The organism is Methanosarcina sp. KYL-1 (genome assembly GCF_024372725.1).
Classification (GTDB): domain Archaea; phylum Halobacteriota; class Methanosarcinia; order Methanosarcinales; family Methanosarcinaceae; genus Methanosarcina.
On sequence record NZ_VOUA01000016.1, the window covers coordinates 36,795 to 57,822 of the forward strand.

General features: G+C 50.1%; 14 protein-coding genes. 11 read left to right on the top strand and 3 right to left on the bottom strand.

From position 1 onward, the window contains the following. The gene (locus FTO70_RS11415; RefSeq protein WP_255335882.1) at positions 1 to 2,328 is read right to left on the bottom strand and encodes a CDC48 family AAA ATPase; all 2,328 of its coding nucleotides are present in this window, start codon (positions 2,326 to 2,328) and stop codon (positions 1 to 3) included. Positions 2,329 to 2,683: 355 nt separating this feature from the next. Here FTO70_RS11415 and FTO70_RS11420 point away from each other — a divergent pair, with 355 nt between their 5' ends. Beyond that, the gene (locus FTO70_RS11420; protein WP_255335921.1) at positions 2,684 to 3,472 is read left to right on the top strand and encodes an NAD+ synthase; all 789 of its coding nucleotides are present in this window, start codon (positions 2,684 to 2,686) and stop codon (positions 3,470 to 3,472) included. Positions 3,473 to 3,536: 64 nt separating this feature from the next. Here the strand turns inward: FTO70_RS11420 and FTO70_RS11425 are convergent, their stop codons facing one another. After that, on the bottom strand, positions 3,537 to 3,689 hold the full coding sequence (locus FTO70_RS11425) for a hypothetical protein (RefSeq protein WP_255335883.1): 153 nt from the start codon (positions 3,687 to 3,689) through the stop codon (positions 3,537 to 3,539). A 578-nt stretch (positions 3,690 to 4,267) separates the two neighbouring features. Between FTO70_RS11425 and FTO70_RS11430 the strand changes: the two genes are divergently transcribed. After that, the gene (locus FTO70_RS11430; protein ID WP_255335884.1) at positions 4,268 to 8,107 is read left to right on the top strand and encodes a nitrous oxide reductase family maturation protein NosD; all 3,840 of its coding nucleotides are present in this window, start codon (positions 4,268 to 4,270) and stop codon (positions 8,105 to 8,107) included. A 60-nt stretch (positions 8,108 to 8,167) separates the two neighbouring features. On the opposite strand, the gene FTO70_RS11435 is transcribed toward FTO70_RS11430, so the two are convergent. Then, a complete protein-coding gene (locus FTO70_RS11435) occupies positions 8,168 to 9,454 on the bottom strand; it encodes a tRNA(Ile)(2)-agmatinylcytidine synthase (protein ID WP_255335885.1) in 1,287 nt (428 codons plus the stop codon). 154 nt (positions 9,455 to 9,608) lie between these two features. Between FTO70_RS11435 and FTO70_RS11440 the strand changes: the two genes are divergently transcribed. The 9 genes from FTO70_RS11440 (at position 9,609) to cofE (ending at position 20,680) form a co-directional block, all read left to right on the top strand. Further along, positions 9,609 to 10,583, top strand: coding sequence for a transcriptional regulator (locus FTO70_RS11440; protein WP_255335886.1), 975 nt, complete (start codon positions 9,609 to 9,611; stop codon positions 10,581 to 10,583). 247 nt (positions 10,584 to 10,830) lie between these two features. Beyond that, a complete protein-coding gene (purN, locus tag FTO70_RS11445; protein ID WP_255335887.1) occupies positions 10,831 to 11,439 on the top strand; it encodes a phosphoribosylglycinamide formyltransferase in 609 nt (202 codons plus the stop codon). A gap of 752 nt (positions 11,440 to 12,191) precedes the next feature. Then, on the top strand, positions 12,192 to 13,430 hold the full coding sequence (gene glyA / locus FTO70_RS11450) for a bifunctional serine hydroxymethyltransferase/L-allo-threonine aldolase (protein ID WP_255335888.1): 1,239 nt from the start codon (positions 12,192 to 12,194) through the stop codon (positions 13,428 to 13,430). 26 nt (positions 13,431 to 13,456) lie between these two features. Further along, positions 13,457 to 14,320 (top strand): bifunctional methylenetetrahydrofolate dehydrogenase/methenyltetrahydrofolate cyclohydrolase, encoded by an 864-nt coding sequence (locus FTO70_RS11455; protein WP_255335889.1) that lies wholly within the window; start codon positions 13,457 to 13,459, stop codon positions 14,318 to 14,320. A gap of 929 nt (positions 14,321 to 15,249) precedes the next feature. After that, positions 15,250 to 16,476: a dihydropteroate synthase gene (folP, locus tag FTO70_RS11460; protein WP_255335890.1), complete on the top strand. Its 1,227-nt coding sequence runs from the start codon at positions 15,250 to 15,252 to the stop codon at positions 16,474 to 16,476. Between the two features lie 2 nt (positions 16,477 to 16,478). Next, the gene (locus FTO70_RS11465) at positions 16,479 to 17,093 is read left to right on the top strand and encodes a methylenetetrahydrofolate reductase C-terminal domain-containing protein (protein WP_255335891.1); all 615 of its coding nucleotides are present in this window, start codon (positions 16,479 to 16,481) and stop codon (positions 17,091 to 17,093) included. A 24-nt stretch (positions 17,094 to 17,117) separates the two neighbouring features. Then, the gene (locus FTO70_RS11470; protein WP_255335892.1) at positions 17,118 to 17,996 is read left to right on the top strand and encodes a methylenetetrahydrofolate reductase; all 879 of its coding nucleotides are present in this window, start codon (positions 17,118 to 17,120) and stop codon (positions 17,994 to 17,996) included. A gap of 828 nt (positions 17,997 to 18,824) precedes the next feature. Then, positions 18,825 to 19,670: a DUF1638 domain-containing protein gene (locus FTO70_RS11475; protein WP_255335893.1), complete on the top strand. Its 846-nt coding sequence runs from the start codon at positions 18,825 to 18,827 to the stop codon at positions 19,668 to 19,670. A gap of 194 nt (positions 19,671 to 19,864) precedes the next feature. After that, positions 19,865 to 20,680, top strand: coding sequence for a coenzyme F420-0:L-glutamate ligase (cofE, locus tag FTO70_RS11480; protein ID WP_255335894.1), 816 nt, complete (start codon positions 19,865 to 19,867; stop codon positions 20,678 to 20,680). The last annotated feature ends 348 nt before the right edge of the window (positions 20,681 to 21,028 follow it).

Sequence of the window (21,028 nt, forward strand, 5' to 3'; positions counted from 1 at the left end):
TTACCTGTATCCTATATAAGCACTTGGTTCGGCAGGCTTCTGTCCACCCTTGAACTGCTCTTCTATCTTCTGGTAGAACTGGGTTATGTTTTCGGTGAGAGTGGGCTTAACCTTTTTCAGGGCTTCCCTGAAGTGCCTCATCTCTATCTTCTCCACGTCGAAGTTCTCCCGAAGAGCCAGCATCACAGCTTCCCTGCAGATGGACTCAATATCGGCACCCACATACCCTTCAGTTATATTTGCAAGGTTTTCAAGGTCAACGTCTTCGGCCAGAGGTGTGCCCTTTGTATGGATCCTGAAGATCCTGATCCTGCCCGTGCGGTCAGGGGCACCTACAAAGACCAGCCGGTCAAAGCGGCCGGGCCGGATGATTGCGGGGTCCAGGAGGTTAGGGCGGTTTGTTGCGGCAATAACCACCACGTCCTTGAGGGTCTCCAGGCCGTCCATCTCGGTCAGGAGCTGGTTCAGCACTCTCTCCGAAGTCCTGCTGTCCCCGGATTCCATTCCGGGCATGGAGGCAATGGAGTCTATTTCATCAAAGAAAATCACACATGGGGCAACCTGCCGGGCTCTCTTGAAAGTTTCGCGGATTGCTTTTTCCGACTCACCCAGCCATTTCGAGAACATCTCGGGCCCCTTGACGCTGATGAAGTTGGCGTTGCACTCCCTGGCTACAGCCTGGGCTATCAGGGTCTTTCCCGTCCCTGGCGGGCCGTAGAGCAGGATTCCCTTTGGGGCTTTTATGCCCATCTGCATGAACTTCTCAGGCCTCTTTATGGGCCATTCCACGGATTCGATGATCGCCTGCTTTGCTTCTTCAAGGCCTCCCACGTCTCCCCAGCCTACGGAGGGCATCTCCACATAGATCTCTCTCAGGGCCGAAGGCTCGGTTTCCATAAGGGCATCTTCAAAGTTCTTCTTGCTTACCGTGATCTTCTCAAGCCTTTCAGGAGGGATGGCTTCCTTTTCCAGGTCCAGGTCAGGCAGGTTTTCCCTGAGGCAGCGCATGGCAGCTTCCTGTACGAGGGCGAGCAGGTCTGCACCCACAAAGCCCTGGGTCCGCTCTGCCAGGTCCATCAGGTACCTATTCTCTTTCTCTTTCTTTTCCCTTGCAGCTTCCTCGGCTTCAACTTCGGTTTCTGCAACTTCAGCAGCTCCGGGTTCTTCGTCCCTTTCCATGGGCATGCCGCGGGTGTGGATCTGCAGGATCTCATACCTGTCTTTTGTGTCAGGGACTCCGATATGGATTTCCCTGTCAAAGCGGCCTGGTCTCCGAAGCGCGGGGTCGATGGCGTCCACACGGTTCGTGGCCCCGATCACAACCACCTGCCCTCTTTCTTCCATTCCGTCCATAAGGGTCAGGAGCTGGGCAACAACGCGCCTTTCTACTTCCCCTGTCACATTTTCCCTCTTTGGGGCAATGGAATCGATTTCGTCGATGAAAATGACCGAAGGAGCTTCCTGGGTAGCCTCTTCAAAAATTTTCCGAAGCCTTTCCTCGCTTTCCCCGTAGAACTTCCCTACAATTTCGGGGCCTGCAATGTAGTGGAAACTTGCTCCGGTTTCGTTGGCAACGGCTTTTGCTATCAGGGTCTTTCCGGTGCCCGGTGGGCCGTAGAGGATGACCCCCTTAGGAGGCTCAATGTTCAGGTGGCGGAAGAGCTCCGGGTGTTTTATGGGCAGCTCTATCATTTCCCTTACGCGCACGATCTCCTGGCCAAGGCCCCCTATGTCTTCATAGGTGACGCCCCTGGCTACTTTTTCGTAGCCCTGGACCGGCTTTTTACGGAGTTCAATAGCCGTGGATTCGGTTATCAGGACAATGGTGTTCGTCGGATCGGTCTCGACTGCGACCAGCGGGATCACCTGACTTGTGGTCAGGGACTCCGTCATGGGCTGCGCCATTGAATTGATTATCGGGATGATATCCCCCTTAAAAACGGGCCTTTTCAGGATATGCCGCTTTATAATCTCGTTTGCGTGTTCCCCGAACTGAAGCTCAGGCCCCCCGGCCTGGGTCATGCTCTCAGGAAGCGCCAGGATGAGCTTTTTTGCCTCAGGTGCTTCCACTTTTTTGATACTGACCCTCTCTCCGATGGAGACTCCGGCATTCTGCCGGATGAAGTTGTCAATCCGTACGATTCCCTGTTCCCAGTCCTGCCGGTCTGCTCTCCAGACTTTTGCGGTGGTCTTTTTCTTTCCCCTGATCTCCACAATATCGCCAGGCGAGAGCTGAAGTTTCAGCAGCGCTGTCGGATCAAGCCGTATGATTCCTCTGCCAAGGTCAATAGGATATGCCTTTTCAACCTTCAACTGTATTTCGTCCATGGGTCATCCCGAAAATAGTTGTCTTTTTGATTGTAATTTTTATCTGGTAAGCCGTAAAATGAACGGTATCTAATAATTTTTCCTGAAATTCCCGGATTGCGAGATTCGGGCTCTATTTTGCTCTATTTGCTATCTATATTATATGCTTCTTTTATTTCAAAGATACCTGTCACCGAATAAGGGTGCATATTTTATAATAAACGTGCTATATTTCCCCAATATATCCTCTATTTATTAAATAAGTTTACCCTCCTTACGTTTTCCACGCAGGATTATTATATACGGCTTACGTACTACTATAAAATGGTTTTACAGCATCTGACTTTCATATATTTTTCAACATATATTATCGCGAATCCAGGAATTTGAGAGCATGGACCTTAAAAGAGCGCAGAATACGATTATTGATTTTATCCGGAATGAAGTAAACAAAGCAGGGTTAAGCGGAGCTGTGGTGGGCATCAGCGGGGGCATCGACTCCGCCCTTACCGCGACCCTTGCAGCAAAAGCCCTTGGGGCGGATAAGGTTCTGGGAATCCATATGCCCGAATCCGGCCTTACTCCTGCCGCAGACATTGAAGATGCAAAAACCCTTGCAGACTGGCTCGGGATTGAGTTCAGGACAATTGATATCTCGGGGATTATCCGGGCGTTCATGGATGCGGTCCCGGAAAGCGAATCTTCAGACAGGCTCTCAAGGGGAAACCTGAAGGCAAGGATCAGGATGTCGCTTCTTTATTTCCATGCAAACCAGCTGGACCGCATGGTAATGGGGACCGGAAACAAAACCGAGATCCTTCTGGGCTACTACACCAAGTATGGGGACGGGGGCGTCGACACCGAGCCCATAGGAGGACTATATAAGACCGAGGTCTGGGAACTTTCCCGCAGCCTCGGAATCCCCGAGTCCATTATAAACAAAAAGCCCACCGCAGGGCTCTGGGCGGGGCAGACCGATGAAGCCGAACTTGGAATGCCTTACGTAACCGTTGATGAAGTCCTCAGGATGCTTGAAATGGACGCAAGTCCCCTGAGCATCAGGGAAGCCCTCCTCCTCTCCGAAGAGCAGCTCGTCTCGGTCCTGAAGCGCATTGAGAGAAACGAACATAAAAGGAAAGTTCCGCCAGTTCCTGAACTAGTATGAGTTTTTTGATGAGTTCTTTTAAAGGGTGGCGGGCACAGTCATTCAGGTCCGCCTCTACTTCCTCTTACTCTCCCTTCAGGCCTGTTGTTCCTGTCAGGATATTCCCTACGCTTTTACTTTTTGTTCTTGAAACTTTTGTTCTTGAAACCTTTTGATCTTGAAACCTTTGTTCTTGAAACCTTTTGATCTGGACCTTTATCCCCACATTCCAGCTCATGCTTTGGTTTCTTTTTTGATTATTTTTTGACTTGACAATTTGATCCGAATATTTTTTTCAATTTTACAAATACTACTCTTGACCTTATTTAGATGATCTATTCTATTTAATTTCTAAATATTTGAATATTTATTATTTTTATAATTATTGAAACAAAATCATATATTTTATATATCCAGTGTCATAACTATTTGATAATACTTTGTAACTTATAAAACGTCTTTTCCATAAAATTGGTAAACCTGGTTTCCTGTTCCCTAACTATAGAGGCTCCCGGTTTCCTGTCTCTCCTGTTCGGGTCTGTTAATCTGTTGAAATAAAGAGGGGTTGACGTCATTTTGTTCCGGAATTTTCCATATCTGTGTAGCTTGTCCTCCTGCAGGCCTTGCTCTTTGTCCTGCTCATGGTCCTATTCTCATTCCGGGTTTTACGGGCAAGATTCATCAATTTACCTATCAATTCCATCATTTCTATCGTGGGTGTTGCGGGTGCTGTACACTACAGAAATAATGCTAAAGATGTTCCTGAAGTTTGTGCTAAGTGTAGCTTTATGCGTATCCGTTGTTTTTTTCTTATTTTTGCTCTTTAGTGGTCCCTGCTCAGGTGCCACGCTTAATGTTAGTGGGGAAGGTAGTCCAGCGGGCTATACTTCTATCCAGGAGGCTTTGAATGACTCCGGGCCCGGAGACACTGTTCTTGTGCATAGCGGTGTGTATGCCGAAAACCTCAGGGTCTCCACCTCAAATCTCACCCTCGGGGTTCCGGGAAATGAGACGGTCATCCTCAAAGCCCTGAATCCGGAGTTTCCCTTAATTGTCGTCGATGCCGACAACGTTACAATTTCCGGTTTTTCCCTGAACGGGACCGGGGGCTGGGGGACAGGCCTCGTCCTTGAGGGGAGAAAAGGGCTTATCCTGGCCAACAACTATATTGAGGCTTCTTACCTGGGCATTGCCCTGAAAAGAGGGGAAAGGTGCCTGCTGGAAAACAATAGTGTTTCAGGGGCTGATTATGGAATCCTTTTGGAAGCTTCATGCAACGATACCCTTGCCGGAAACACCGTTACGGGCTGTTCGGAAGCTCTTGCCCTGAAAAATTCCTGCTCCGGGAATACTCTCTCCGGCAACAGCTTTTCGGACAATTTCCGGGGCATTTATCTGGGGTATTTCTGCAGCAACAACCTGCTGGAATCAAACGCTCTCCTGAATAATTCCCTGGGCATCTCCCTTGAAGACAGCTGCAGCGGCAACATCATCAAAAACAATACCGTGCAGGGAAATGCAGGGACGGTACAGGGAATAATAAGGGAAAGCCAGTACAGGGAAAGCCAGTACGGCTTCTACCTCGATAACTCCTGCTCCGGCAACACCCTGGGGTGGAATAATGTCTCAGGAAACAGGTATGCTTTTTACCTGAAGGCTTCATGCAAAAACAATTTCCTGCACAACAACAGCGCAGCCGATAACCTCTATGGTTTCTATCTCGGGTATTCCTGCGATGGAAACACCCTTTCAGGCAATTCGGTCTCTTCCGGGATCAGGGGCATCCGCGTGGAAACCGCCTGCAGTAACAATACCGTGCAGGAAAACAGGATTACAGGGCAGACCTTTGAGGGTATATGCCTGGTAAACAGTTCGGAGAACCTTATTGCCGGAAACGACGCTTCGGAAAATTCCGAAGGTATGGAGCTTGAGGCTTCCTGCAGCAACAATACCCTTACGGGCAATAATTTATCCGGTAATGCCAGAGGCCTGCTCCTCAGGTTCTCGGGGTCCAACCTCCTGAAAGCCAACAACGTTTCATTTAACGGGAAGGGAATCCTTTTTTCAGCTTCGGGTGAAAATGTCCTCTGTGATAGTTCTGTCACCGGGAATTCGGAATTCGGGCTCTCCTTTGAGGCCAGTGAAAACAACACTGTCTACAATAACCTGTTCAACAATACGCTAAATGCCCTGGACGCTTCCCTGCCGGCCGGTTCCGGAAACATCTGGAACGTCAGTTCTTCTCCGGGGCCCAACATCTACGGTGGGCCTTACATCGGGGGGAACTACTGGTCCGATTACGAGGGCAACGACTCAAACGGGGACGGTTTCGGGGACGAGCCTTATGTTTCGGGCAATATAAGCGATGCCCTGCCCCTCTTCAGGGACCTGGTGCCCCCGGTTATATCCATTCTCTCCCCGACAGAAAGAACCTATCCGGGCAGTTCCGTGCCTCTCTATGCCTCCTCGAATGAGGTGATTTCGAGCTGGTGGTACACACTTAACGGGGACGAATCCCTCAACTTCTCAGAGAGCCTCAAGTATTCAGCCGAAGCCCTTCTCGCCCTTCCGGACGGCAGTTACACCCTCCGGGTATACGGGACCGACCTTTCGGGAAACGTCAACTCGAGCACTGTGGGCTTTTCAGTCGACTCGGGCATTTCTCCTGCTGACCGCAGTGCCCCCCTGATCAGCATTCTTACTCCGGAAGAAAACAGGACCTACACCGGAAGCTCTCTTTTCCTCTACGCCCATGCAAACGAGAGCCTTTCGGAGTGGTGGTATACTCTCGACGGGTCAGGTGTCCTCGGGTTTGATCAAAATTCCTCATTCACCGCCGAAACCCTCCTCGAACTTTCCGCAGGCCCTCACAGCGTAAGGGTTTACGGGTTTGACCTTGCCGGGAACCTCAACTCCACGGCCGTAAACTTCACGGTAAGCGAAGGTGTCCCGCAAGACGGAGTCCCGCCCCTGCTCAGCATACTTTCCCCGAGGAACATGAGCTATTCCGTGCCAGCCGTTCCGCTGTACGCCTCTTCAAACGAAAGGCTTTCCAGGTGGTGGTACACCCTCAATGACTCGGGCATTTTCGAATTTAGCAGCAGCACGGAGTTTACGGCAGAAGGGCCCCTCCAGCCCGGGAACGGAGTTTTCTGCCTTGAGGTCTACGGGCTTGACCCTGCAGGAAACCTCAACTCAACAGCTGTGGCTTTCAAGGTTGAGGTAGAGGACCCTCAGGTTTCCGACCCACTCCCCCTTATTTCCATCAATTCTCCTGAAAACAGGACCTATCCGGCTTCCCTTGTCGAGCTGAATGCCAGTTCAAACGAGCCGGTCCTGGACTGGTGGTATGTGCTTGACGGATCTTCCGCCCGTCCTTTCAACGAAAGCCGGGAATCTGCATCCAGGTCTTTCCTCAACGTTTCGGACGGGCAGCACCGGGTCGCGGTCTACGGGCTTGACCTTGCGGGCCAGCTTAACTTTTCGGAAGTGAGCTTCAGGATGGACTCCATACCTCCCGTTTTCTCAATCCTCTCTCCTGAGAATAACAGGACCTATCTGATCTCCGGGCTTACCCTTTATGTTTCCGCAGACGAAAAAGTAAGGAACTGGTCCTACAGGCTTGATGGGGAAGGGCCCTTTAATTTCAGCGAAAACACCGAGTTTACGGCCGAAACTTTCCTTTCCCTTCCAGAAGGCGGCCATCTGGTTGAGGTTTCGGGCTTTGACCTTGCCGGAAACCCCAATTCTACGACCGTAAACTTCAGCGTGCAGGCCGCAGTTCCGGAGGACACCATTTTACCTGTAATTGCCATAATGTCCCCCGAGAGCCGGGCGTATGCCGCCTCCACGATTCCTCTGGAAGCAGGGGCAGATGAATGCATCTCAAAATGGTGGTATACACTGGACAACTCCAGTGCCATGTATTTCAGTGAAATAGGAGAGTTTGAAGCCCGGGATATTCTCGAACTTCCCGACGGGGCCCACAGGGTAAAAGCATACGGTATTGACCTTTCCGGAAACGTAAACTCTTCCCTGGTCGGTTTTGGTGTGGACACGCTGCCCCCGATGCTCAGCATCGTTTCCCCCGAAAACGGGAGCAGGTATGAAACTGAAAGCAGCGAACTGAACTGGACCTCCGTCGACCTGGAAATCCGGATCAACGAGCCCGGTTTTATCTGGTATCGGCTGGACAACGGGAGCAACTCGACTCCTGCAGGCCTCATGGAATTAAAAGAAAGCCTCAGCCTTGAAATCGGGCTCCACAATATCACCTTCTTTGCAGAAGACCTTGCCGGAAACCTTAACTCCAGTGCTTCTTCCGTGAACGTGTCAAAAAAGGCCGAGGACGGGGATATCGGACCCGGAAGTGCCGGATCCGGGGACGGTGGGCTCCCGGCTTATTACAAGCTTAAAAGGTTGAAAGAAAAACTGGAGCAGTCAATTGTCCTTGAACCAGCTGTTCATGGCCCGGATGAAAGCCTTTCCCCTCAGGGAAGGGAGGCAGGTTCAGTTTTCGTCCCGGAGTCAGAGGACAGTGCATCTAAAGGAATTTTAGGCTGGCTGGGTTCCGGCTTGCTTTATTCGTTGCTCGCCCTGCTGCTTGCCCTCTTCTTCCTTTTCATATTTTATGTTAGGAGGGATATGGAAAGGTAATCAGCAGCCTTTCTTTTCTTTCTCTCTTTTCCTTTCTCTCTTTTCCTTTTTCCTCTCCTTTTATCTGGCCGGATGGACCTTGCAGTCCTGGCATCCTTCCCTTACAAGGGGCTTTGCCAGGTGCCTCCGGGCGCAGGGAGGAACTTCGTAGAACCCGGGTACGAGACTCCTTTCGGTTTCGCACCTGACTTTTGAGGGGGCTGCAGTCCCGCATTTTTTGCAGCGGAAGCCCTGTCCCTGCCCTGCGGACTTCATATGCTTGCCGCATTCCGGGCATTTCGGGTTTTCTTCCGTGTAAAGGGGGGCCAGGGCTTTGATCTCTATTTTTTCAATGTTCAGGGTCCGGGACATGACACTTCCCGAGAGGGCTATCCTGTCTCCGGGCATAAGTTTTCTTACAAGCGCCCTGAAATTTTTGGTGGGCTCAAAGGCGGCGCAGTCGATTTCATTTCCTTTTCTGTCCCTGAGAGAAAATATTACATGCCCTCCCTGGATGGTTTTCGGGGCTGCGGATACCGTGCCTTCCGCCCTGTACGAGTGCATGTCCCGGATTTCGGCAAGGTTTGCGGCAGGCAGGAGGTGCATGTCCGTACCCTGGTTTGTCCTGTAGACTGCAAAGCGTGCTGCAGGTTCGGCCCTGACCATGGAGGCAGCTCTTGTGACGGTTTTTGGGCTTTTTCCCCGGATTCCGAAGAGAACGGGGTCGGCAGAGTGCGGCACGCAGACCACAAGCCCGTTTGCAAGGTCCACCGTGTCCCAGGTCTCGGGATAGGTCTCCCTGTCAGCTTCAAAGAGGCTTTCTTTGTCTACGAAGCGGGGGGTGCCCCAGTTCTCCTGCTGCCTGTATGCCAGGTACTCGAAGGTGTGGTCCCATTTCTCAAGGTTCAGCATGGCCCCGCAGGCTGCAAGGGCCCCTATAAGCCCTCTCCCGTTCTTGAGGCCTTTTGCTGGAATTCCCAGTTCCGAGATCAGGGCTTTTGCCCTTTCGATTTCGATAACGTCCCTTACGGCTTCTTCCATGAATGCCAGGAGGACGGGTTTTAAGCGTTCACAGGCTTCTTCCGGGATAAATACGGCTCCAGGGTTTGTTTTCTCACATTCCAGGCGTGCAAGTTCCCTTATCCTGTTTATAACGTGGCCCATGACCTTCTCGGGGCAGTCAGTCCTTAGCTTGAGGGCGACTGCAGCATTTCCCCTGGTTTTGTAGGGAATTGTGGGGTTCAGGCGGACCAGGATCGGGGGAGTTTCCACTGTCCCGAAAGCCTGCAGTTCTTCCAGCAGCAGAGCTCCCAGATACGTGGTGCACATTCCTTCATTTGAGTCAGTGTCGTCAATTCCGATGATCATTTTTTCTTCTTTTCCTCTTTCCCGCGGCTATCCATGCCCTTCGGCTTCCTGCAACGGGAGTTTTTAGGGGGTACTCCTGCTTGTTTTGACCCTGTAAACATTATCGACAATAGAGGAATATATATATAGATGTTCAAACAGAGATTGGTATGGAATGACAAAAGAAGTTCTCATACATCAAATTATTGATGTATTGTCACATGCGGGTTTCGTTCTTTCGGACCGCTGCAACATCCGGCCCCGGAGTTTTGATATTGCCGCGCGGAAGGATGAAACACTTTTACTTTGCAAGGTTTTATTTAATATTGACGGGCTGAACGAGGAGACTGCCCGGGAAATGAAATTCCTGGCCGAGTATCTGGGAGGGTCAGCTATCGTCGTTGGGGCCAAGACGAGGGACCAGATGCTTGAGGACAGCGTGGTGTACATGCGCTATGACATCCTCGCTTTAAACGTCCAGACCCTTCACGATTACTTTATAGAAGGTATCCCTCCCCTTGTCTCTGCAGCTCCGGGAGGGCTCTATGTTTCAATCGAAGGAGACCTGCTGAAAAAAGCCCGGACTGACCAGTCCATGTCCCTTGGAACCCTTGCGTCCATGGTCGGGGTTTCAAGGCGGACTATCAGCAAATATGAAGAAGAAGGCATGGACGCATCCATAGATGTCGTGCTCCAGCTTGAGGAGATCTTCCGGGTTGAGCTGGCCAGGCCCATTGACATCCTGAGGCCTTACGGCAACAGGAAGTCCAGGAAAGAGCCTGAGAATGAAAAAGAGGAAACTGAAAAGTACCACATTCCTTTCCCGGAAGACTCGGTCCTCAGCATGATCTCCATGCTCGGGTATGATGTCCTCCAGACTTCCCAGGCGCCTTTCAAGGCGATTTCAAAAGATAAGTCTTCAGTTATCCTCACAGGGATAAGCGAGTTCAACACCACCGTGATCAAGCGGGCCCATCTCATGAGCAGCATTTCATGCGTTACGGAGACCCAGTCCGTGTTTATCATCAACGGGCACGCCAAAATCAAGTCCGTGGAAAACACGGTGTTGATCGAGAAAAAAGAACTCGGGAAAATCAGCGATTCGCAGGAGCTTCTCACTTTCATAGAGGAGCGCAAGGAAGGGAGCTGAAAAATCCGGCAGTTTCAATTTTTCTGCTTTCCGACCTTTTTTATCTCTCTTCTTCTTGTTTCTCTTCCTCTTGTTTCTCTTCTTCTTGTTTCTCTTCTTCTTGTTTCTCTTCTTCTTGTTTCTCTTCTTCTTGTTTCTCTTCTTCTTGTTTCTCTATTTTTTCCGGTTTTCTTTTCTGCAGTTTCTTTTTCCGGCGCTTTGAAGTTCCAAAACCCTAATATATCACTGTTTCAATCTAAAAGCTTCAATGACGGTAAAGATTGCAGTGCTGGTCTCCGGAAGGGGCTCAAACCTCCAGGCGATCATAGACAGCATTGAAAAGGGCCATATAAATAATGCCAGAATCAGTGTGGTCATTTCTAACAAGGCCGATGCCTATGCGCTCGAACGCGCCAGGAAGTACGGGATAGACGCTGTTTTTCTTGACCCGGCCGGGCACGACAGGGCCGGATACGACAGGGAAATCTTAAATATCCTGGCCGAACACGACACGGACCTTCTCCTGCTAGCAGGCTATTTCAGGCTCCTGGGCAGTGAAATAATTGAAGCATACAGGCACAGGGTCCTGAACATCCATCCCTCCCTTCTCCCGGCGTTCAAAGGCCTTCATGCCCAGCGGCAGGCTTTCGAATACGGGGTGAAAGTCGCAGGTTGCACCGTGCATTTCGTAGACGAAGGGTTAGATTCGGGGCCCATAATCCTCCAGAGCTGCGTGCCCGTACTCCCGGGGGACACGGAAGAGACCCTAACGGCCCGGATCCTCGAGCAGGAACACATAATTTACCCTGAAGCTGTCAGATTATTTGTGGAGGGTAAGCTTAAAGTCGAGGGCAGAAATGTAATAGCCCTTGACTGAGCCTGTACAGGGAAATCATTCTGGTCCGGTCATTTGCCCTATTAATCGAATTATACCCTTAATCAAATAAAATTATATCCTGAATTGAATTATATTAAATGATACCCTGATACTCGATAATCATTCTAAACCAGAATTGACTAATTCCCTGCTAAAGATAATCACCCCGAAACCGGAATTGATTTTACCCATTGTCCTCATTAATACCCTAATGTTTATAAGCAGTTCAAAATTATAAGTATTCTAAATTATAAGCATTCTAAACTAGAAGTAGCTCAAAAAAGTTTATAACTGGGCAGAGCTTCTCAGATTTCAAAGTTTCAGGGGCTTGAAAAGCCTGCTGGAGGCTCCACCGGACCACCCGGCTTTCTGTAACAGAAAACCCTTTCTGGTAGCTATCAAATATGTCGGGTAACTCCTGCCTTCGAGTGGCTGTCAGCCTCAAACGGCTCTCAACCCCCTCAAGTAGCTCTCAACCCCTCAAGTAGCTCTCAACCCCCTCAAGTAGCTCTCAACCCCCTCAAATAGTTATTAATAATCAACTGCTTTTGAACAATCAGAAGCTTTTGAGCAATCAACTGCTCTTGAATAGTCAGAAGCTCTTGAACATTAGCTTGGACATTAGTAGCCCTTGAACGGCTACTTAACTAGCGTTAATCGATTCACAGGCAGTCTATCAGTACATCAAAAAGTACGTCAAAAAATTCGTGATTCAATACAGATTTAAATGCATGGATTACCAGGTGACAGTCATGTCTTACATAGAAGAGATTGATCCGGAAATTGCAGCGGCTCTCAAAATGGAGGCCGAGCGTCAGGAATACAGGTTAAACCTTATCGCGTCCGAAAATTATGCGAGCAGGGCCGTTATGGAAGCCCAGGGCTCAATAATGACCAACAAGTATGCCGAAGGGTATTCGGGCAAGCGCTACTACGGCGGCTGCGATTTCGTGGATGTTGCCGAAAACCTTGCAATTGCACGGGCCAAGGAAATTTTCGGGGCAAAATTCGTAAACGTCCAGCCTCACTCGGGCTCGGGCTCCAACATGGCCGTGTACTTCTCGGTGCTGAAGCCGGGAGACACAATCATGTCCATGGACCTCTCTCACGGGGGGCACCTTTCCCACGGCAGTCCCGTGAGCTTTTCAGGGAAGCTCTATAACATCGTGCCCTACGGCGTCAACAGGGAAACCGAGACACTGGATTATGCCGGGCTCCTGAAAATGGCAAAGGAACAGAAGCCTAACATGATCGTCTGCGGGGCTTCAGCATACCCCAGGGAGATCGATTTCAAGCAGTTCAGGGAAATCGCCGACGAAGTGGGAGCCTACCTCCTTGCAGACATCGCCCACATCGCGGGGCTTGTGGTTGCAGGTGTGCACCAGAGCCCGGTGCCTTATGCAGACTTCGTGACCACCACCACCCACAAGACCCTCAGGGGACCCAGGGGTGGAATGATCATCTCAAGGGACGAAGAGCTTGCTGCAGGCGTCAACAAGGCAGTCTTCCCTGGCATCCAGGGCGGGCCCCTTATGCACATCATAGCTGCCAAGGCCGTGGCTTTCAAAGAAGCCATGAGCGATAAGTTCAGGCAGGACCAGGCCCAGACCGTAAAGAACGCAAAGGCCCTCTGCTCCTCCTTAAAGGAAAAGGGCTTTGACCTGGTCTCCGGCGGCACTGACAACCACCTCATGCTCTTAAACCTCAACAACCTGGACATCACCGGAAAGGATGCAGAAGCAGCCCTCAGTAAGGCCGGGATCATTGCCAACAAAAACACCGTGCCTTTCGAGACCCGCAGCCCCTTCATCACCAGCGGGGTAAGGCTCGGGACTCCTGCCTGCACCACAAGGGGTATGAAGGAAGAGGAAATGGAAGTTATTGCCGATTACATCGAAACCGCAATCAAAAATGCGGCAAACGAACAGCTCCTGTCGGAAATTAATGGCAAGGTAAGGGAACTCTGCTCAAGATTCCCTGTCTACCTTTAATTAAATAATCTAGGATGTTTCTACCAATGTCAGCTGAAGGCTATGAATCAAGGATCATAGACGGTAAAGCTCTTGCACAGCTTGTCGAAGAAGAAGTAAGGTCAGGGGTCGAGGAACTTGAAAGCAGCCGGGGTGTTACTCCCGGGCTTGCCACAATCCTTGTCGGGGATGACCCTGCCTCAAAGATGTACGTCCGCCTGAAACACAAAGCTTGCGAACGGGTGGGCATCAAAGCCGAAGACTACCTGCTCCCTGCGGAAGCCAGCCAGGAAGACCTGCTTGCCCTGATCGAGGGCCTGAACAAAAACAAAGACGTGCACTCAATCCTGCTCCAGCTGCCTCTTCCTAAGCACTTCTCTCCCCAGGAGGCAATGGAAGCAATAGCCCCTGCCAAGGACGCGGATGGGTTCCACCCCTATAACATGGGTAAGCTCATGATAGGGGACGAAGGCCTGGTGCCCTGCACCCCCAAAGGGGTCATAAGGGCTCTGGAAGAGTACGGTGTTGAATTGAAAGGCAAAAATGCGGTCGTTGTAGGGCACAGCAACGTGGTTGGAAAACCCATGGCTGCCATGTTCCTGAACCGGAACGCCACGGTTTCTGTCTGCCACGTATTCACCGATGACCTGAAGAAGTACACCCTGGAGGCCGATATTCTGGTCGTTGCGGCCGGGGTCAAGCATCTTATAAAAGCCGATATGGTAAAGGAAGGGGTAGTAATTTTCGATGTGGGGATCACCAAGGAAGCCGACGGCGTCTACGGAGACGTGGACTTCGAAAACGTGATCAAAAAAGCTTCTCTCATCACTCCCGTGCCCGGCGGTGTGGGCCCAATGACCATTGCCATGCTCATGAAGCACGTGCTTATGTGTGCTGAAAAGAGTCTCTGAATTCGGCGTCTAATAACTTTTTCTTTCCCCTTACGGGGAATCTTTTTTTCTATTTTCCTAATTGTGGAAAATTATTGACATACATCAATATTTTTATGTATTATTGCAGCCTTCTTTAATACAATCTGGATTTCCCACATTAATAAATATTCATAATAAGTTTCTAAAAATGTAATTTATAGTTCAATCTCAATAATATCAGGCCTGGTACCTGCAGACATTTACATATTCGGCAGTTTATGTATTTCAGTACCACTTCAAAGTTCATGTATTCAATACCTCCCTAAAGTTTACACATTTAGTGCCGCTTTAAGTTTGCATCCATACCAACGCTCATAACACTGCTCCAGATCCCCATTCCCGGAGAATCTCCCTGCTCGAGCATCTGCGGCTTTGAATTTAAGTCAAGAGGCATACCCCGAACCTCTCTTTACTTCCTCCCATACCTCCGCTTCCCGGCCGGAAACCCTGTTTCATTTCTTCTGTATGCCCGGGTGCCTTTCAGGTGCTGGAATAAAAGAGGTTTTTTGAGGACATGTTTCTCCGGATTCGCGGAGTACGCTGCATGTTGCAGGGCACTGGAAGCATGCCGCTAAAATGCTTCATAATTGAAAACGATTCATAAATCCGATGCATTCGAATGGTTTGGTTTGCATGATTGAGTTTGTATGATTAAGTTTGCATGATTAAGTTTGCATGATTAAGTTTGCATGATTAAGTTTGCATGATTAAGTTTGCATGATTAAGTTTGCATGATTAAGTTTGCATGATTAAGTTTGCATGATTAAGTTTGCATGATTAAGTTTGTATGGTTAAGTTTACATGGCTAAATTCATATGCTTATTTATTTATGAACATCTATGAGTGCCTTTGGATGTTAACTGGTTTAAAATCTATCAAATCTCTATATATTGATCTGGTTGTCAAAAATGGTTGTTGATACTACAATCTGCGGTCTGAAAGTTGGGGACAGGTACCCTGCGCATGTAATGGGCGTCATTAACCTGAGCCCGGAGTCTTTTTACGACGGTTCGGTCGTGACTCCGGATTCAGTGCTCGAGACTGCCCTGAAAATGGTTGAGGACGGAGCAACTTTCCTGGACCTGGGGGCCCGTTCCACCTGGCGTTTTGCCGAGCCGATCAGCAGAAATGAAGAACTGGACCGTCTCCTGCCTGTCCTGGAGGTCCTGAAAGGCAACGTAGATGCGGTGATTTCCGTGGATACTATGTTTTCGGAAATAGCAGAAGCAGCCCTCAGGTATGGGGCTGACGTTGTAAACGACGTTTCCGGTTTTACCGCTGACCCGGGAATGATCAAGGTGGTGGCTGATTACGGCTGCCCGGCTGTGGTGATGGCTTCTGAAAAGGTCCCCGGAGACCCGCTGGGAATGGATGCCATCATCGCAGCCCTTGATTCCATCATACAGGCTGCCGAATCAGGGGGTATAAGCCCGGAAAACCTGATCCTTGACCCTGCCATCGGGCGCTGGACCGAGGAAAAGTTGCCTGTCTATGATTTTGAAACCCTTGATGATTTCGAACGCCTGAAGATTTTTGAAAAACCCCTGCTTGCAGCTCTCTCAAGGAAGTCTTTTATCGGGGACGTGCTGGAAAAGCCCGCAGCTGAAAGGCTCAACGGCAGCCTGGCTGGGGCGGCTATTGCGGTTTATAAGGGAGCTCACATCATCCGGACCCATGATGTGCCCGAAACTGCGGACGTTGTGAAACTTGCAGGGGCTTTACGGAGCCGGCCAAGTGTTGTAAAGGAAGGCAGGTACGAAGTTTCCGTGCTTGAGGTAAGGACCCCGCAGGACGCAGCAATGGCGATGCGGAAGCTGGGGGCCACGGGGACAGGCTCGCAGGTGATGCGGGACAAGAGCGTCCACCTGGTGCTCAGGATAAGGAACCTTACGACCACCGAGGCCCTGATCATGAAACAGGAGATGCTTGCCAGGGGCGGGGATGTTGCCCTTACCCGGGATGCGGTTTCCCATGAAACGGAGATGACTGACGTACTTGTGATGGGAACCCTGTTGCAGTTCGGGCGCCTGGCCCGGAAACTGGCTGGGCAGGCCCGCTCCCTCCCTCTTATTGCCGAAATGATCCGCGAGTGTATTGCAAACCGGAACGATCTGGAATACCGATATTCGAGGTAAGTATGATCATAACTTCAGCAAAACCCTTTGAAGAGATCCTGGAATTATTAAAAAATGAGGACTATATCTTTGTTATCGGATGCAATGTCTGTGCTGCAAAGCTGAAGACGGGTGGAGAACCCGAAGTCCTCGAAATGTGCCGCCGGCTGGAAGAAAGCGGAAAGCATGTTGTGGGCTGGGCCCTTCCCACCGCAGCTTGCAGCATCCGCTCATATGAGACCCTGCTAGAGAAAAACGATAAGCTGGATGAAGCTCTCTGCGTCCTTGTCATGGGCTGCGGGAGTGGGGTTTCCGCTGTGGCCAACGTGGTGGACCTTCCCATCTACGGCTCGAATAATACCCTTTCCCTCGGGGGCTCAAGCGGCGGGAAACTGCTCAGCAGCCAGTGTGTGATGTGCGGGGACTGCACCATCAGTGAATTCGGAGGCCTCTGCCCGAAAGCCCAGTGCCCGAAGGGGCTTTTGAACGGGCCCTGCGGGGGGGCGGTTGACGGGAAGTGTGAAGTCGACAGTGAAAAAGACTGCGTATGGTCGCTCATCTATGAACGTTTAAAGAAAATTCACCGGCTTGACCTTCTTTATACAATACATGCACCAAAAGAGCATGCTTTTAAATAATTTCATTTCTAATATACTTATTTAATGCTTTTTAATTTTCGAGAAAAACTGAATTCCAGCAAGTTTCTTATTACTGCTGAAATTTCTCCTCCGAAAGGGGTGAATGTTTCTGTTCCCCTGGAGGACGCCCGCCAGTTGAAGGGCATTGCGGATGCCGTCAATGTCACCGATAACCAGTGCTCCATCATGCACATGAGTTCTCTGGCTTTCAGCAAGCTCCTGCTTGATGAAGGACATGAGGTGATCATGCAGCTTACCTGCAGGGACCGGAACAGGATAGGGCTACAGTCCGACCTTCTTGGAGCGTATGCTTTAGGGATCAGGAACATTTGCGTGATGACAGGGGATTTTCCATCCTGTGGAGACCACCCCGGCTCAAAACCCGTATATGACCTTGATTCCGTGCAGCTTATGGAACTTGTCCGCAAGCTGGATTCTGGCATCGATTTTGCCGGGAACATGCTGGACGGCGGGACCTCTTTTTGCGCAGGAGCAGTCTCCGGGATAGACCCTGAAAAGACCCTTCAACTTATAAAACTTGAAAAGAAGGTCAGGTGCGGAGCGGATTTTATCCAGACGCAGGCGGTCTATGATGTGGGCATGTTCGAAGAGTTTATGGAATCCGTAAACCATCTTGAAGTTCCGGTTATCGCCGGGCTGATCCCCCTGAAGTCCCTGAAGATGGCAGATTACATGAACAGGAATATATCTGGAATTCATGTGCCCGAGGAAGTCATGGCCCGCATGAAGGGAGCCTCCGACCCCCTGGAAGAAGGCCTTTTGATTGCTTCGGAAACCATAAGGGAACTTATGAATCTCTCTCGAGGAGTTCACATAATGCCAATAGGCTCTCACAAAAATACTCCGCGGCTGCTTTCCATGGCCGGGCATTCTCTTAAGTAAACCTGAAAGGACAGGTTAAGGGTATCTGCCCGGGATCATCCGGCCCAAGACCATACAGCTCGAGACCATTTATTTCATATCTACGGATTTATTTCTCCTGTTTTACCATTCAACTTCCCGGTCTCCCGGTCCCCTCTGGCTTGCAGCTTTAACTTTGTGAATTCTTCTTTCTTTCATGCCGTTAACTTCTATCACTTATCTGTTGTGTAACAGTGTTAACTTATGTGGCGTTCGGCCAAATATTTTTGCATATATAACTTTCTATATTCTTTTTTTAGCCTGTTTTTAAGTAGTTATATCTCGTAACTATAAGCAGTTATTATCGGCACAGTTTACATTGTTAATTGCATAATAAATGTAAATACAAATCACTCTTAATTGCGAAATCACTGTTAAACATAATATTACGGGCATGTGACATGGTAGATCGGCAGGATCGCATAAAACGTGCATTCTTCTCCTTTCTCCCGAACCTTCGCTGCTATGTTTCTTAATCTTACATGTCGCCAGGGAGATGATGTGTCAGGCAATTGCTCGGAAAAGGCATCTGAGGGAAAATCGGTTTGTACATTCCTCTTAAGGTATTATTCAAAGGCGTTGCATAAGAAAGGTCTGGTAGTCGAAAAGAGCTTTTTTGTCTGTATCTTTTTTTGGGCATAAGTTGAGCAGCTGCGGACAGGAGTGCTGAAAGTGGTGCATTCCTTTTCGGAGTTCGATTTCCTGGCCCGGACTCCGGGAGACAGGAAACACGGTCCTGCCCGGAGAGTCGGGTTATTTGAATAACCGAAAGCTTCCGCCGGGTCCGAGGTGCTCGAAAAGGAGGTTCGTATGAGGGTAATTGGTATCATATCTTGTAAAATCTTTGAAGATGAAATTGTTCATCTTGTGGAACAGGATGATGAGGTGGATGAAGTCCTGATAATAAAAAACGAAAGTTCGGAGGGCATTGTCCGAAAGCTGGGTGAGGTCGGCTGCCCCTGCAGGGAGATCACTCTCGAAAACGTGGAAGCCCACAGGGGGCTGAGAGAGATGCACCTGGAAGGCGGGGAAGGCCTGGCGCTTGTGCTGAACGTGCTGGAAATCGTCGGCATGGGTAAAAGGCGCACCAGGCTTAAACTGAACGTCTATGAGGCTGTCCTGCGGATGTCCCTCTTCTCTGACGGGCTGCTGCTTTTCTACGGGCTTTGCGGGAACATGCTTAAAGACCTTGAGGAAGATTTCGGGCATCTGGACTGCCCCCTCCTCTTCCTCAGGGATGCCGAAGGAAACCTGGTAGACGACTGCATCTGTGCAACCCTGGGGGGAAAGAAAGCTTTCGTGGATACCGTAAAAAGCTTCACGGGTGCCCGGACCTTCATGCTGACCCCCATGTGGGCTGCCAGCTGGGAGAACATGATTGTAGCCAACGGCTTTGCCAGAAGCCTCGAAAAACTTGAAGAGTCCAGGATGGTATTCAGGGCCGCCCGGTATACACAGGTTGCAAAAATCGATACCGGCCTTAAGTATCAGCTGGATTTCGAGGCCAGGGTGCAGGAATTTGCAAGTTACTACGATTTCAATGTAAGGGAGATCGAAGCTGCCCCTGTCCTCTTTGAAAGGTGTTACAGGGAACTTAAATGCACTGTTGAATCAGCTGGCCTGAATGTCATTAACGGCTGTTCCAGGTTAGCCTGAATTCCCCCTGCTCTAAGACAGCTTTCCGGGTACATTTACTGATACGGGAGTTTTCGGAAATTTCCGGATACATTCGGGGTATATTTTGGATACATTTATCAATAACTTCCGGTATTTTACGCTGGATTCCCTCTCTATCGGTTTTTCAGTTCCGGGAATTGTAAATAAGTATTGGTTTTCAAAGGCATCAAAACATGAATTCAGAAATTACTTCCATCCAGATGTTTGGGATTAAGACCCCGATTATCAGGGCAGGGGACGACATCATGCAGGTCCTGGAAGCTTCCCTGAAAGAAGCCGGCCTGGAGCCCCTTGAAGGGGACATTTTTGTCCTGGCCGAGTCTGCGGTTGCAACAGCGGAAAAGAGGATAGTGGAGCTTGCAAGCATCACGCCCGGGGAAAGGGCCCTGATCCTTGGAGAGAAGTACGAGCTTGACCCCAGGGAAATGGAACTCGTGCTCAGGGAATGTGACGAGATCTTCGGGGGCGTGCCGGGGGCTGCCCTTACCATTACAAAGGGTATCCTTGCCCCTAACGCAGGAATCGATGCCTCCAACGCCCCGGAGGGCTGCGTAGTCCTCCTCCCCGAAGACCCCCGGAAAAGTGCAGACGATCTTCGGAAACGGCTTGAGCAGCGCCATTCCTGTCGGCTCGGGGTGATTATCGGGGACAGCAGGACCCAGCCCCTCAGGCTCGGCTGTACCGGGCTTGCCCTTGGGGTTTCCGGGTTTGTGCCCGTAGAGGACGCAAGAGGCAGTTCCGACATCTACGGGAAACCCCTTCATATAACGCACAAAGCCGTGGCAGACAACCTTGTCTCGGCTGCCGAGCTCCTTATGGGGGAGGCCGGGGAAAGAGTGCCCTGCGTGCTTATCAGGGGCGCCCCCGTAAAATTGGTGGACGAATCTCCCGAGATGCCGACTATCTCCATGGAAGGCTGCATGTACTTTGGAAATATCATCAAAGTGCAGGCCGGAAATTCTCAAACTCAGGACAGGGACAGGTCCTGAATTTTACCCCCTCTGGAAAGGTTTCAGGTCTTCAGGAAATTTCAGGTCTTCAGGAAAGGTTCAAGCCCACACCTGTGGGTGCAGGGTTGAGTTAAAGGTGTCCTGCTGGAAATTGGCCGGGGTCGGATTTCCGGTCCTGCAGTAAAAAGCCTGAAGGCGTTCTTTTTTCGGAATACGCTGAAAATGAGACCCCTTATATCAAGATAAGCGTTATATATGCTCGAAGATAATATATACAATTGATTCCCGACCCTGTTCTGGTAATTCTATCTTCCAGGTTATGCTTATCATTCAGGATTGGGTTTCCGGTCAGCTCTGTCGTACAGGCTGCTTGGGTGCGATTTTCTG

Bases quoted from the DNA above. Each gene is read 5' to 3' on its own strand.
- FTO70_RS11415 (WP_255335882.1), bottom strand. From the start codon at position 2,328: ATGGACGAAATACAGTTGAAGGTTGAAAAGGCATATCCTATTGACCTT.
- FTO70_RS11425 (WP_255335883.1), bottom strand. From the start codon at position 3,689: ATGAGCTGGAATGTGGGGATAAAGGTCCAGATCAAAAGGTTTCAAGAA.
- FTO70_RS11435 (WP_255335885.1), bottom strand. From the start codon at position 9,454: ATGATCATCGGAATTGACGACACTGACTCAAATGAAGGAATGTGCACC.
- FTO70_RS11440 (WP_255335886.1), top strand. From the start codon at position 9,609: ATGACAAAAGAAGTTCTCATACATCAAATTATTGATGTATTGTCACAT.
- purN (WP_255335887.1), top strand. From the start codon at position 10,831: ATGACGGTAAAGATTGCAGTGCTGGTCTCCGGAAGGGGCTCAAACCTC.
- glyA (WP_255335888.1), top strand. From the start codon at position 12,192: ATGTCTTACATAGAAGAGATTGATCCGGAAATTGCAGCGGCTCTCAAA.
- FTO70_RS11455 (WP_255335889.1), top strand. From the start codon at position 13,457: ATGTCAGCTGAAGGCTATGAATCAAGGATCATAGACGGTAAAGCTCTT.
- folP (WP_255335890.1), top strand. From the start codon at position 15,250: ATGGTTGTTGATACTACAATCTGCGGTCTGAAAGTTGGGGACAGGTAC.
- FTO70_RS11465 (WP_255335891.1), top strand. From the start codon at position 16,479: ATGATCATAACTTCAGCAAAACCCTTTGAAGAGATCCTGGAATTATTA.
- FTO70_RS11470 (WP_255335892.1), top strand. From the start codon at position 17,118: ATGCTTTTTAATTTTCGAGAAAAACTGAATTCCAGCAAGTTTCTTATT.
- FTO70_RS11475 (WP_255335893.1), top strand. From the start codon at position 18,825: ATGAGGGTAATTGGTATCATATCTTGTAAAATCTTTGAAGATGAAATT.
- cofE (WP_255335894.1), top strand. From the start codon at position 19,865: ATGAATTCAGAAATTACTTCCATCCAGATGTTTGGGATTAAGACCCCG.